Annotated in this window: 13 protein-coding genes; 6 read left to right on the top strand and 7 right to left on the bottom strand. The window is 63.0% G+C overall.

Annotated features, from left to right (window positions below):
• Positions 1-63: 63 nt before the first annotated feature.
• From G7067_RS03015 to G7067_RS02995, 5 genes are all read right to left on the bottom strand, one after another.
• Positions 64-1,104 carry a thiamine pyrophosphate-dependent enzyme gene (locus tag G7067_RS03015; RefSeq protein WP_166321888.1) on the bottom strand — a complete coding sequence of 347 codons (1,041 nt, stop codon included), beginning with the start codon at positions 1,102-1,104 and terminating at the stop codon, positions 64-66.
• 248 nt (positions 1,105-1,352) lie between these two features.
• Entirely contained in the window at positions 1,353-4,202 is a 2,850-nt protein-coding gene (locus G7067_RS03010) for a hypothetical protein (RefSeq protein ID WP_166321886.1), read from the bottom strand.
• Positions 4,203-4,381: 179 nt separating this feature from the next.
• A complete protein-coding gene (locus tag G7067_RS03005; RefSeq protein WP_166321884.1) occupies positions 4,382-5,359 on the bottom strand; it encodes a hypothetical protein in 978 nt (325 codons plus the stop codon).
• Positions 5,241-5,780 (bottom strand): hypothetical protein, encoded by a 540-nt coding sequence (locus G7067_RS03000; protein WP_166321882.1) that lies wholly within the window; start codon positions 5,778-5,780, stop codon positions 5,241-5,243. Before G7067_RS03000 ends, G7067_RS03005 begins: the two co-directional genes overlap by 119 nt.
• Complete coding sequence (locus tag G7067_RS02995) at positions 5,777-6,418, bottom strand: hypothetical protein (protein ID WP_166321880.1); 642 nt, start codon at positions 6,416-6,418, stop codon at positions 5,777-5,779. Before G7067_RS02995 ends, G7067_RS03000 begins: the two co-directional genes overlap by 4 nt.
• 567 nt (positions 6,419-6,985) lie before the next feature.
• On the opposite strand from G7067_RS02995, the gene G7067_RS02990 reads away from it, so the two are divergent.
• Complete coding sequence (locus G7067_RS02990; RefSeq protein WP_166321878.1) at positions 6,986-7,399, top strand: phage holin family protein; 414 nt, start codon at positions 6,986-6,988, stop codon at positions 7,397-7,399.
• A 380-nt stretch (positions 7,400-7,779) separates the two neighbouring features.
• Here G7067_RS02990 and G7067_RS02980 read toward each other — a convergent pair whose 3' ends face one another.
• Positions 7,780-8,037: an AbrB/MazE/SpoVT family DNA-binding domain-containing protein gene (locus G7067_RS02980; protein ID WP_166321874.1), complete on the bottom strand. Its 258-nt coding sequence runs from the start codon at positions 8,035-8,037 to the stop codon at positions 7,780-7,782.
• Positions 8,038-8,113: 76 nt separating this feature from the next.
• On the opposite strand from G7067_RS02980, the gene G7067_RS02975 reads away from it, so the two are divergent.
• The 3 genes from G7067_RS02975 (at position 8,114) to G7067_RS02965 (ending at position 10,953) form a co-directional block, all read left to right on the top strand.
• Positions 8,114-8,602, top strand: coding sequence for a low molecular weight protein-tyrosine-phosphatase (locus G7067_RS02975; RefSeq protein ID WP_205881185.1), 489 nt, complete (start codon positions 8,114-8,116; stop codon positions 8,600-8,602).
• 99 nt (positions 8,603-8,701) lie between these two features.
• Positions 8,702-10,087, top strand: a complete 1,386-nt coding sequence (purB, locus tag G7067_RS02970; protein WP_166321872.1) for an adenylosuccinate lyase — start codon at positions 8,702-8,704, stop codon at positions 10,085-10,087.
• 104 nt (positions 10,088-10,191) lie between these two features.
• Positions 10,192-10,953 (top strand): DNA alkylation repair protein, encoded by a 762-nt coding sequence (locus G7067_RS02965; RefSeq protein ID WP_166321870.1) that lies wholly within the window; start codon positions 10,192-10,194, stop codon positions 10,951-10,953.
• Positions 10,954-11,057: 104 nt separating this feature from the next.
• Here the strand turns inward: G7067_RS02965 and G7067_RS02960 are convergent, their stop codons facing one another.
• Positions 11,058-11,882: a MerR family transcriptional regulator gene (locus G7067_RS02960; protein WP_166321868.1), complete on the bottom strand. Its 825-nt coding sequence runs from the start codon at positions 11,880-11,882 to the stop codon at positions 11,058-11,060.
• Positions 11,883-12,069: 187 nt separating this feature from the next.
• Here G7067_RS02960 and G7067_RS02955 point away from each other — a divergent pair, with 187 nt between their 5' ends.
• Together G7067_RS02955 and G7067_RS02950 are read left to right on the top strand one after the other, a co-directional pair.
• Positions 12,070-12,687 carry a ClpP family protease gene (locus G7067_RS02955; protein ID WP_166321866.1) on the top strand — a complete coding sequence of 206 codons (618 nt, stop codon included), beginning with the start codon at positions 12,070-12,072 and terminating at the stop codon, positions 12,685-12,687.
• On the top strand, positions 12,684-13,277 hold the full coding sequence (locus G7067_RS02950; protein ID WP_166321864.1) for a ClpP family protease: 594 nt from the start codon (positions 12,684-12,686) through the stop codon (positions 13,275-13,277). The genes G7067_RS02955 and G7067_RS02950 overlap by 4 nt, the downstream gene beginning before the upstream one ends.
• The last annotated feature ends 18 nt before the right edge of the window (positions 13,278-13,295 follow it).

The raw sequence follows: 13,295 nt of genomic DNA, 5'->3' as shown, positions 1-13,295 counted from the left end.
CGTTGATCGCGCGAGCAAGCGGCAGGGTCTGGCGTTCGCTCAACGTCTGAATGTCTGCAACGCTCACTGGTCGCTCCCTCGCTTCGTCCCGTCGGCGCCCTCAAACGACGACTCGTAGCGCTCAAGCCAAGCACGCTGTTCCTCGATGCGCGGGTGTGGCTCGGAGTACACGCTGGCAAACATGGAATCGGCCGTCGGCGCAGGCAGATTCAGGATCGCGTCACGGGCCCGCTTTGCCTCCCGATCGGCGCTCTCCCACACCTCAGCAAAGAAGGCGTCCTCGACGCCCAGAGTCCGCAGATAGGCTTCGAGGCGCTTGATCGGGTCGCGCTCTTGCCAGTGCTCAAGCTCCCCGTCTTCGCGATAGCGGGTGGGGTCGTCACTCGTGGTGTGAGCGCCGATGCGATAGGTCAACGCCTCAATGTATCCGGGGCCGTGACCGGTGCGAGCCAGATCCAAGAATCGCCGCCCAACAGCGTAGGCCGCGAGCGGGTCATTTCCATCGATCTGCACGCTGCGGATCCCGAACCCAAGGGCGCGACGGTAGAGCGGCGTGCGCGACTGGCGGGCGACCGGCACCGAGATCGCCCAGCGGTTGTTCTGCACCACAAACACCTGCGGCGTCTGGTAGCTGGCGGCGAATACGAGCGACTCGTTCGCGTCTCCCTGGCTGGTGGTGCCGTCACCGTAAAAGACCATCGTGGCTTCGCCCGTGGCGGTGCCAGCCTCACCGGGATCGAGGCGGGTGTCAGCGGCCGCCCGCTTCGCATCAAGCAACTGGCCGAGCGCGTGCCCGGTGGCGTGCTGCGTCTGCGCACCCAACACGAGCGTGTAGAGATGGAAGTTGCCGTTCGCGGGGTCGGTGACGTCCCATCCGCCGTGCGTTAATCCCCTGAACTGCGCCGCGAGATTCACAAAATCGACGCCGCGGATCTTGGCGACCAAGTGTTCGCGGTAGGCCGGGAAGATGTGATCCTGCGGCTCGGCGGCACGGCCCAAACCGACCTGGCAGCCCTCCTGGCCGACGCTCGGCACCCACAGCGCGAGTTGCCCCTGCCGCTGCAGGTGCGTGCACTCGGTGTCGAAGGCGCGGGTACCCACCATATCGCGGTACCAGCCCTTGAAATCCTCGGTGGTGAGGCTCTCAAGTTCATCCGCAAACGCTGCAGCCGTCGCGGAGGGGACATAATTGCCCGCGTCATCGAGGAAGCGGATCGGCTCGGGATCCGCCCCCCGTGAAGCGGGTCGAAAATGCTGTGCTCACTCATCTCGATCAAGTGTAATCAGGGTGAATGCGCCAGGGCGGATATGCGCGCCAATTCATTCCTGATACGGGTTACCGCGAGGTTCCGTCACCACCAGCCGGTGTCGATCGAAATATCCTTGATTTCGGGTTTGCCATCCACAATCTCGATATCACCACGCACTCTGAGGGTTGATTCCCTGAGTTCAGGATCCTTGTTGTAGCTCGTGGGGTTTGAGCGCACTGCAATCACGGCTTCTGCGCCGCGGAAGCTATCAAGAGAGATACTCTCAAAATCTTTGGCCTGACTGACGACCTTCAGCTCCGCAAGATCCTTATCTCGGGTGATGCTTGGGCACACCTTGTCCATGTTTGTCGGGATCTCGACACACTGTGTGATCCGCTTTTGCACCTGGCTCAGCACTTCCTTCTCAAACGCTTCGCTCGGAGTCGACGTGATCCTGACCGTCTGGGCGCTTGCATTGCCATACTCGAAACTCGGGATCGCTCGGAACTCCTCGGTCGAAGTGCCAATGAACTCGGTCTCGGGCGCGGTGATCTCGTAGACGCCGGGGTAGAGGTAGACGGTGCGCTGGTAGTTCATCCCGTACGTGTCATCGCCGTCGAGCGAAACATCGCTTGCTCCGACGGTGAGCACATCAAGGCTATCAGATTGGAGGGAAGCCTCTACCAGCAGTGGCTGGCTCAGCTTCCAGCTGTCAAGAAACACCATCTCCTTTGGACCGGACTCGAGAGTAAAGGTGTATTCAAACCGTTCTCCGTCGAGCGAGTACGTCGCGAGCACCGTCGCGCCATAGTCTGAGCGCTCCGTCGTTTCAACATCCACGACCTCGATGAGCTGCTGTGCGCTTGCAAGTGTCTCGTTCGTGAGGAGCTCACGATCGCCGGTCTTGATGCCCGGATCCACCAGCTCGCCCGCCCGATCCGCGTTACCGGCGGCGAGCGCGTCAAGGTATTCACGAACCTGCGCGGCGGGATCCCTCTCCTGGTTCAGCAGATTCACCGTCACCGCGAGTCCGCCGCCGAGCACCACCAGCATGCCCACAACCGAGAGCGTGACGATGAGGCCCGTCTTGCCCTTTTTCGACATCGGCGCTGGTGGGTGAATCGGTGCGAGGCCTCCAGCTTGCGGGGACGCTGCCATCGGATTCTGGACCATCGGATCCTGAAACTGTGGTGTCTCAGCCGCTGGGGCACCGTGGACCGGGGGCTGCAGCACCGGTTGTTCAGACACCGAAGCGGCTGACGGAGCTGTCACCACATGCGGCTGGGCGGGATCGGGGAATGGTGATAGCGCCGGGGCCGCCACATATCCGGCTGGCTCGACACCGTACAACCACACGTTGATTGTTTGCTTCCCGCCGAAGGCACGAAGCAGCGCCGGGTTCATACGGTAGGCAAGCAACGGGACATACTCAGCGGCAATCGAGGTGGCCCCCGCGGCGAGGCCCATCAAGAACGGGGTGCTCCAAGAGAGACCAACGCTCCCAAACCCAAATAAACCGCCGAAGCTCGAGGCTGATCCGCTCAGCGAAATACCAACGAGCCCGAGGGACAGCAAACACCAGACACCGAACACAACGATCGGCATCTGCCACACCCGGTTCCATTCGAGCCTGCCGGTCCGCGGCCTGCGAAGACCTACAACGCCAGCGGTCATCACCAGACTCAGCAACGCGACAACGAATAGGACGATGCTGAGTCCGCCCATCAGGTCCCAGGCCATGCCGAGCTGACCGATTCCCAGGCTGGATCCGAGCGTGATGCCGCCGAAATGGCCAAGCGCGGCACCTGCTGCCGCAACATTGCCGAGCAGGGGGAGCAACGCAAAGAACGCGCCGAAGCTTTCCGCTTTCACCGCGACAATGACGATCGCAACGAGCGCGAGAACCCCGAATATCGTGCCCTGCACTGCGAGGGCACGGCCGGCCTCACGGATGACACGCGCCCACCGGCCTTCGGCCTGCGCCAGCTGCAAGCGCCGGCGCGACTCGCGCGCGAGGAAGAGCGTGACGGTGATCAGCGCCAACAGGACGAAAAACACCATCGCCGGGCGGGCATGAATCCGCACCCCTATGAAGTCGGAAACACCACCTCCGAAACTGGCAAACCCGGTGATCATTGTCATGATGAGCGCAACCGCGGCGCCCTCGATGGCAGCTCGCGCGAGCTCAGTCAAGGTGCTCGGTGCAGGAGGCATCTCGGATCGCATCCGCAGCTTCGTAATGAGGGCGACCGCAGCTGCCACGGCGGCGAGGGCTCCCAGCGGAAAGATCGAGAGGGCGGCGGCGGCGCTCGCTGACACGAACCCGGCGTCAACATTGCCATCGACCACGAGGCCACCGCCGAATGAACCGCCCAGGAGGACAAACAGGGCGGACAGCAAGCCGCCGAAGTCGAGCGAGAGGGCGCCGCCGACCCCCTCGCCCGCTGCATTCAGCGAGCCGAGCAAGCAGAGCGCCGAGAGGAGACCTGCCGCAAACACCGCTCCGGCGATCCAGCCCAGGGTGGCGAAACCACGCGGCGAGAAAATGGCCCGAATGTACGCGACCGCTGCAGGGTTGCGCGGTGGCGCGGGCGGAAGCGGAGGCATGTGCGGTGGCGCAGGCGCGTAGGCGTCTTGGGCGTACGCCTGAGGATGAGCTTGCTGCACCGGGTAGCTGTGCTGGACCGGCTGCTCCGGATACGTTGCTTGAGGCTGAGGCAACACCGGCACCTGCGGCACCGGCGCAGGGGACACCGGGTAGCCCTGGGGCGGATTGGGCATCTGGGGGTGCTGGTGCGCCTGAGGCGGAATCTGCTGCGGCGCTGGCGGCGGGATGTGGGCATTCACGGGCGTCTGCGGCGCTGGCGGCGGCGGGATCAGCGGGAACTGCGGCGTTGCTTCGCCCGAAACATCACCGTGCGACTTGGGTTCCTGCGGCTCCACTACCTTCATCAACTCCGATCAAAGGCCTGTTGGCCGTTCAGCCTGAGCGCCGCATCAGCAACTCCCAGTAAAAATTCAGTAACCAAAAATCTAACACGTGTCTCCTGATCTGACCGGATTCGTAGCCCGGCTTTCACCCCAGTTTTGATAGCATCCGTGTGATTTCTGGAGCCAATGCGGAGTCGCGCTCAGCCCGTTGCGATCTCGCGCATCTCAAGATCCCGGATCTTTGGTTCACCGTCTCTAAACTCGATGCGGCCTTCAACCGCGAAGCGGTGCTCCTCGGGTCCGGGGTCTGCGTTGAGCGGATTGGGTCCCGGTCGAACCTTGACCACGGCTTCCGCTGACCTAAAGTAGCCAATGCCAATCTCCTCGAAACGATCCGCCTGGCTGAGGACCTCGGCCTCCAGGAGGTCCTTCTGCCGCAGGTATTCGGGGCACACCCGGTCCAAATTCGTTGGTTTCGCGGCGCACTGATCAATACGCAGCCGCACCTGCTGCAAGATTTCGAGTTCGAACGTGGGCTTGGGTTTCATTCGCACCCAGAACGTGGTTTCTGCGAGCGTGTCGGAGGGGATCGCCCGGAGCTCTTCAGTCGAAGTCGTGACATAGGGGTTGTCTGCGGCTGACAGGCGGTATAGCCCCGGGTAGAGAAATACAGTGCGTGAGCCGTCGTCTTCGCTGGGCGTCACAGCGGACGTATCGTCGCCCCCGCCCTGTGGAACACTGATCTCAGTATCACCGACTTTCAGGGATTGCAGGCCCTCGACGCCCACCTTCGCCTGGAGCAGCAGCGGTTCGGCCAACTTCCAGGACTCAAGAAACAGCATCTCCTGCGGTTCACGCGTCAAACGAAAGTCGTGCTCAAAGTGTTCGCCGTCGAGGGAATAGGTCGCACGCACAAGGGCGGTAGAGCTTGTGCGTGCAATCGTCTCTAGGCCAACCACCTCGATCAATTGCTCTGCGCTCTCAAGGGTCGCATTGGTCAGCAATTCACGCTCTGAGTTTCGCACGCCCGGGTCAATCATCTCGGTCGCACGCCGCGCGTCACCGGACGCGAGTGCCTCCAAATAGCTGCGGGCCAGAGCGCTCGGCGCGCGATCCTGGTTCAGTAGCTTGACGGTGAGCGCGGTTCCGCCGCCAAAGGCGATGGATGGACCCTGCAATGAGGTTGCCCTGCGGCGTCCGTTGGGGATTGCCTGACCGCGACCCAGACGGAGCCAACGTCTGCACACCCGTCCCTTCTGCTGACGCCTGCGCGAGCTGTCCGGGCGCTGCCTCACTCAGCCACGTCTCAACAACGTCTCGCCCGGCGGACCCTCGCAGAAGCGCAGGATTCACGCGATACATCAACTCCGGTACAAATTCGGCCGCGATCCCGGCGACACCCACCAGAGTCTCTACCTCACCCCGCAGCGTCACTCCCGCGAGTCCGAGAGCGAGCACGCACCAAAAGCCGCACACCAGGAGCGGCATCCGCCAGACACGGGGCCACTGAATTGGGCCGCCGCGCTGTCGTCGCAGTCCGACAGCGGCCGTAGCGTAGCCCACACTCAGCAGCGTCACACCAACAATCGCCACGCTCATCCCCCCAGCAGATCTCCCGCAGGTGCAAGTTCGCCCACCCCCGTACTGCTTACGAAGACCAAGCTTCCGAAATGACCAAGTGTCGCCCCGGCAACCGCGAGATTTCCCAGGAGCGGCAGGAGCGCGAAGAAGCCACCGGAGCTGCCAAGATCCTTCGCAAGGATAACGGCACCGAGCAATGCGAGGGTCCCGAACGTCGCGCCCTGCACAGCGAGGTACACACTGGCCTCACGACAAGCGCGAGCCCACGCACCTGCGTGCTGCCCGGCCGTCCGCCGCCGCCGCGGTTCTCGGGTCAGAAACAGCGTGGCCGTCAGCACGCTCAACAGGACCAGGAACACCGCGCCAGGATCACTTCGGATCACCAGCGTTTCGGCACCGACGCCGGTACTGATGCGCGCGAACGCAACAATGGTTGCCATCAGTGCGGCCACGCCAGCGGATTCGATCGCGGCCCGGGCAAGCACACTCCACGAACTCGGTGCCGGCTCTGAGGGCATGTGCACCCGAGCAACGCGCGCAACCGCGACGACCGCAATGGCGAGCGCGCCAAGCGCGACGATCGTGATCGAACCGCCACCACCCGGTACCGCTGCCTCCTCATAGAGGCTCCCGCTGAGCTGAAGGCCACCCCCCATGACCCACCAATCAGCACAAATATGGCGGCCAACGCTCCCCCCAGATCGAACAGGCGTGCACCGTAATTCTCGCTCCCCACGATCGCCGCGGCACCCAGCAGGCACAGCGCCGATAGGAACCCAACAGCGAACACGACTCCTGCCACCCAGGCCATCGTGGTCATGCCGGCGGAAGTAAACACGGCACCGACGTAACTCGCGCCCGGATTGGCCTGAGGGGCCGAAGCCACCGAGTCGGCAGCAGCCTCGGCCACATCAGCATGCCTACCCGAGCGAACAGGGCGCGATGACTGCAGTTCTGCAGACCCGTTCGCGGACGGCAACAGTGACGCTTTCCGCGCAGCAAGATTCTGTTCCACGGCCGCCTCAGCTCGGTTCAAGGCTCATCAATCTTCCTGCCCTCAGCCACATACCCTGCGTCCAGGAAGATTTCAGCTATTAACATCCTATCTCTGCCGAGCGCTTTGAGACTCACTCGCCGGACACCACCAGGTATGTACATCGAATCCACCAAGCTGTGGCCATTCCTCTGACCATACTCGGAGGCCAAGCTGAAAGAATGTGACCATGCGATCTCTCATCCGTGTCCTCGTAAGCGCATTCGCGTTGTGGCTCACCACGCTCATCGTTGGTGGCAGCGGCGATCAGGGCGTGTGGATCGTGCCCATCAACGCCGATCAGTACGGGCACCTCGTCACGCTGCTGCTCGTCGCGCTTGCCTTCGGGCTCGTCAATGGCACGCTCGGCAAGATCGTGCGCTTCGTGTCGATCCCGCTCTACATTCTGACCCTCGGGCTCTTTGGGCTGATCGTCAACGGCATCATGTTTGCCGTGGTCGCCTGGCTCTCGGATCTCGCGGGCTTTGGACTCGCCCTCGGCGGCTTCTGGTGGGGTGTGCTCGCCGCGCTCGTGATGTCGGTGCTGTCGGGGATCATGAATGGTCTGCTCGGCACCAACCGCAAGCGCGATCGGGATCGCTAGACAAAAACGTAGTCAACCCCCACGGCATCGTACGTGGCAGACGCCCGTTTGTCTCGCGTCAGCAAGGTTGCCTCGTGGTAGGCCGCGGTCGCGCCGATGACCGCGTCAAACACCGTCCCCCTGCGCGGCCCGCTGCCGTGACTTTGCCCAACAGAGATTCAACCTGGTCGGCTGGAAGTTGCACTACCTCCCAGGTCTGGTCGGTCAAGACCTCCAACGCAGAGTCAGGCGATACTCGGCTGCCCTCCCCGAGTCTCGTCATGACACTGAAAGCTTCGATGAGCGTGTGCGCGGGCACGACATCCACCCTCTGGAGCGCGTCAAATGAATCCTGATGCGCGGAGTGCCAGGGCGTCAGCGCCGGAATGAGCACGCTGGAGTCACACGCGAACTTCATTGCGCACCGCCTCCAGTGTCTCTCTCACAATCTCATCGGTCAGCACAGGCATTTCAGTCGTTGGCTGAAGAACCTTGAGTCTGCCAACCTTGCGAACCTCTACCTCAACCGGCGCGTACTCGATCACGATCCGCCCTTCGGAGTACACGATGTCGACGGGTGTGCCAGGAATGAGCCCCATCTGGGTGCGAATGGCTTTTGGAATGACCATTCTTCCGGCAGAATCAATGGTAGTTTTCATGCCATAAATTTACCATTAATTGCGTGAGAGCAGAAGAACCAGCCGGATTCCGCGGATCTCGGGCAGACTGGGAGGCATGACCACCGAGGCTCCCTTCCGCATCAGTTTTGTCTGCACCGGCAATATCTGCCGCTCCCCCATGGGCGAAGTGGTGTTTCGGCGCATGGTCGAAGAGGCAGCCATCGGCGAGCATTTCGTCATTACCTCGCGCGGCATGGGCGACTGGCACGTCGGCAACCAGGCTGATCCGCGCACCATCACCGCCCTTGCACGCCGCGGCTACGACGGCGAGCCGCACCGGGCCGCCCAGCTCAGCGACGCCGATATCGCGGGCCACGAGTTGCTGATCGCGCTCGATCGGGGCCACGAGGCGCTGATGCGCGAGCGCGGCGCAGATCCCGAGCGGGTGGTCCTGCTCACCAACTTCGATCCCGAGCGGCCCGAAGATCCGGATGTGTTTGATCCGTACTGGTCTGACGACGATGCCTTCGACCGTGTACTCGCGCAGGTCGAGCGCAGTTGCGCGGCACTGCTTCACGATCTGCGGGCCAAACTCGGGGTCTGAGAGGTCTCACCGCGACACCTACGCAGGACATGGGAGAATAGACCCGGCCACCGCACCCGGCTCGGGATCCCGAGCCCCCAACGTACGCACGGAGACTCGATGACCCCCATGCCCCAGCAGCCCATCAGCCCGCTCGACGGACGCTACCGCCAGGCGGTCGCTGAGCTCGGCAACACCCTCTCCGAGGCGGGGCTCAACAAGGCGCGCGTGCACGTTGAGGTCGAGTGGCTGATTTACCTGACCTCGCACTCGCTGCTCGGCGGTGCGCCGCTCGAAGCGGGCCAGATCGAGACGCTGCGGGCATGGGCTGCAGGATTTGGCCAGACAGAGATCGACAAGCTCGCCGAGATCGAGGCGACCACGCAGCACGACGTCAAGGCCGTTGAATACCTGGTTCGGGATCAGCTTGCCGCGCAGGGGCTCGACGCGATCGCCGAGCTGACGCACGTCTGCTGCACGAGCGAAGACATCAACAACCTCTCCTATGCGCTGACCGTGAAGCAGGCCGTCGCCGATGTCTGGCGCCCCCGCTTCGAGAAGGTCATCGCAGAGATCGCGCGTCAGGCTGAGCAGTACCGCGAGCTGCCGATGATGAGCCGCACGCACGGACAGCCCGCGACCCCCACGACCCTCGGCAAAGAGCTGGCCGTGTTTGTACACCGCCTCGAGCGCCAGCTCAACCAGATCGACGACATCAAATACCTCGGCAAGTTCTCGGGCGCGACCGGCACCTTCGCGGCGCACCTCGCGGCAGATCCTGCAACCGATTGGATGCGAGTGTCGCAGGAGTTCGTCGAGGGGCTCGGGCTCGACTGGAACCCGCTGACCACGCAGATCGAGTCGCACGACTGGCAGGCGGAGCTCTACACGAGAATCGCGCACGCGAACCGGATCCTGCACAACCTCGCAACCGATATCTGGAGCTACATCTCGATCGGGTACTTCCGCCAGATTCCCGTCGCCGGGGCCACCGGATCCTCGACGATGCCGCACAAGGTCAACCCGATTCGCTTCGAGAACGCGGAGGCGAACCTTGAGCTGTCGAACGCGATCCTCGACTCGCTCGCCGCGACCCTCGTCACGAGCCGCTGGCAGCGCGACCTCACCGACTCCTCGGCACAGCGCAACATCGGCGTCGGTTTTGGGCACTCGGTGCTCGCGCTCGACAACATCTTGAAGGGCCTCGGCCAGATCGATGCCGCCCCCGAGGTGCTTGCCGCGGATCTCGACGCGAACTGGGAGGTACTGGGCGAGGCGATCCAGACCGTGATTCGCGCGGAGGTTGCCGCAGGCCGCTCCACCATCAGCGATCCCTACGCCGCGCTGAAGGAACTCACCCGCGGACGCCGCATTGGCCAGCAGGATCTCATCGAGTTTGTGCAAGGGCTTGAGATTGGCGAGGAGGCTCGGGATCGCCTCCTCGCCCTCACCCCCGCCACCTACATCGGCGACGCGGTGCGCCTGCTCGACTACCTGAAGCGGTAGGGGTTCAGCCACGTTCGTCGCGTGTGCGCAGATGGTTCTTATGATCAGGGTTAAGAACAATCTGCGCACACGCTGGAGTGGATCTTCCCCGAAATGAGGGCGGCATGACCAGCGGTGCGAACAGGATCAGTGAGGTGGGTGCAGCGCAGCTTGCTGACCTGAACTCCGGCCACGCGGAGGCGCGAACCCTCACCGAGGCGCTCGCAATCGATCATCTCGTTTTATTGGCCGCGGTGATACCGAACGCGCCCGCCCAGCTTGTGTCCGCAGTGGCCGAGGCACAAAGCCTCGGGATTCTGAAACGCATGGCCGCGATCGGCTCAGCTCTCAAGCACCATCTCAGCAGTGGTGACCTCGCGGCGCTCGCGATCCACCCCTCCGACACCGTGCGCGGATGGTGGTGCTTTGCAACAGCATCCAGCGCCACCGATGGCAATGCCGCGTTGCTCGCAGCCTGCAGGCCTCTAGCTGACGACAACTGCTTCACAGTCCGGGAGTGGGTGTGGATGGCGGCGCGGCCAAAACTCGTCACGGATCTTGAAGAGTCAATTGCGCTGCTGACGCCCTGGACCAGTGAACCATCGGCGAATCTCCGTCGTTTCGCGAGCGAATCACTTCGACCCCGCGGCGTCTGGGCCAGCCACATCGCCGCGCTCAAGACAAACCCGGCCCTTGGCGAGCCGCTCCTTGAACCGCTCCGCTCGGACCCATCCCGCTATGTCCAAGATTCAGTAGCCAACTGGATCAACGACGCATCCAAAACCTCACCCGAGTGGGCTAAGGAACTCTGTTCCCGCTGGAGCACTGAAAGCACTACGCCCGAGACTGCACGCATCACCTCCCGAGCTCTCCGCTCACTCAAGTAGAGGTTGGGCGAGACTTCCCTGCCTCCCTTACCCTTCAGTCCTTCGCGCCCTCTTTGGCAACGCACGAAAAGGGCAGGGAGGGAGCCGCGGTTCTCGCCGAAGCACTAATCCGCCAAGACCGGGAAACATACCTCGGTGACCCAGCTGCTCGGGTCAGGGTTCTGGGCCGGGCTGACCCGGTAGATGTTGAACATCGGCCCGGTCGAGAGCGCGTGCTCCGCAATGTAGGCACCGATGGCCCCGGTCACCGCGGGCATCTGTGAGTAGTCGCCCAAGAGTGTCGCGCTGACAACCTTTTGCGGCGCGACGGCGCGATATTCCAGCGGCGCAATAGGCGTGAACGGTCCGTCAACCTGAATCCACACCTCAACGTCCACATCGGATTCCCGAAACTCGGGATCGTGGAACGTCGCACCGGAGATTCCACCGGCCGGAAAAGCGACCCCGGACTGCTGCAGCAACGGCCACATCTCTTCCCACAGTGTGCCCTCGTCGCCGTAGCTTGGCAGGGTTTCTCGAAGACTTGCAAGATGCATTGCGGGCAGTGTTGTGAGGGTTACATCGGTCATTTCTGGCCTTCCTTTCAGAGTGATACTGACAAGGTCCAGGGCAGCCAGACGCTCGTGAAGCCTCTCACGCTCAGCGGAGAGCATCTCGCGCTGCTGCGTAATCGCGGCAGCCACCTGGACAGGATCAGAACTCTGGGCAAGCTGAGCGATCTTCTCAACCGCAAAGCCAGCTTCTCGAAGCTGCACCACAAGGTGCGCCTGCATCAGCTGATCGGCCCGATAGAAACGATGTCCGTTGAACGGGTCAATCACGGCGGGCGAGAGCACGCCATGCTCGTGATAGTGGCGCAGCATCCGAATACTGATGCGAGACAGTGTCGAAAACGTGCCGATCTTGAGCAGCTGTTCTTCCTGATCCATGATTCCAGTCAACAATCTCCCACAGTGTCAGTTTCAAGTTCGTATGCACTCATTCTGCAGGCTGTGAAACATCCAATACGGTCACAGTGGTGAATGAAGGCGTGCATCGGCTCAGCCTCTGCTCACAGCAGCACGGCTGTGAGCAGGATCCGGCGCACCATCTTGCGGGTCGGGGCAGACTGAGCACATGAGCGATCAAGCCAAACCCCCCGTCTTCACCGAACCGCATCGGCGCGAACTCTACGAGCAGCGCGTGCTCATGCTCGATGGTGCCCTGGATGACGACAACGGCACCCTGCTTGCCACACAGCTCGTGGCGCTCGCGGCGGCCGATCCCGCAGCAGACATCGCACTGTGGATCCACTCGCCCGGCGGCTCCGTGCCGGCGATGCTCGCGATCCGCGATCTGATCCGACTCATCCCCAACGATGTCTCGACGCTCGTGTTTGGTATCGCCTACAGCGCGGGGCAGTTTCTGCTCACCTCCGGCACGCCGGGAAAACGGCGTGCGCTACCCCACGCGCGGGTGCTGATGCACCAGGGGTCCGCTGGCATCGGCGGATCAACGGTCGACGTCGAACGGCAGGCCGGGGATCTCCGGCACACCCGCGACACACTCCTGCGGCTGACATCCGAGGACACGGGCCAGCCGATCAAGAAGATCTACGAAGACTCTCTGCACGACCACTGGTATTCGGCGCAGCAAGCCGTGGAGTACGGCTTCATCGACAGCATCGTGCAGAGCTTCGACGAGATTCTGCCACGCAGTCCGGCGGCAAACCCGACGGCAGGAGCACGGCGATGAGCGGCAGTTACACGATCCCGAACGTCGTCTCGCAGAGCCCCCGTGGCGACCGGATCATGGACGTCTACTCGCATCTTCTGACGGAGAGGATCATCTACCTCGGCACCGCAATCGACGCCGGCGTCGCCAACACCACCATCGCACAGCTGCTCTACCTTGAGTCTGCACAGTCTGCGAGCGACATTCACCTCTACATCAACTGCGAGGGCGGTGACCCGAGCGCCATGCTCGCGGTCTACGACACGATGCAGTTCATCCGCTCAGACATCGCGACCACCTGCGTCGGCCAGGCCGTGGGGGTTGGTGCGGCGCTTCTTGCGGCGGGCACCGCGGGAAAACGACTGGCGCTCCCGCACACACGCATCGTGCTGCACCAGCCCGGCACGCAGGGGCAACGAGGCACCATTCCCGACCTAATCCTGCAGGCAGACGAGGCCGTGCGGATCCGTGCCGATCTTGAGGGGGTGCTGTCGCGTCACACCGGCCGATCAGAAGCGGAGCTGAGGAAGGACACCGACCACGACCGCGTGTTCACCGCCGAGGATGCCAAGCAGTACGGGCTCGTGGATCACGTCATCGCACAGCGCTGACGGCGCAGCGGGAAGATC

It is taken from the genome of Leucobacter insecticola, assembly GCF_011382965.1.
In the GTDB taxonomy this organism is placed as follows: Bacteria; Actinomycetota; Actinomycetes; order Actinomycetales; family Microbacteriaceae; genus Leucobacter; species Leucobacter insecticola.
The sequence above is the reverse complement of the archived record's forward strand: the minus strand, read 5'-3'. Positions and strand labels throughout refer to the sequence as shown.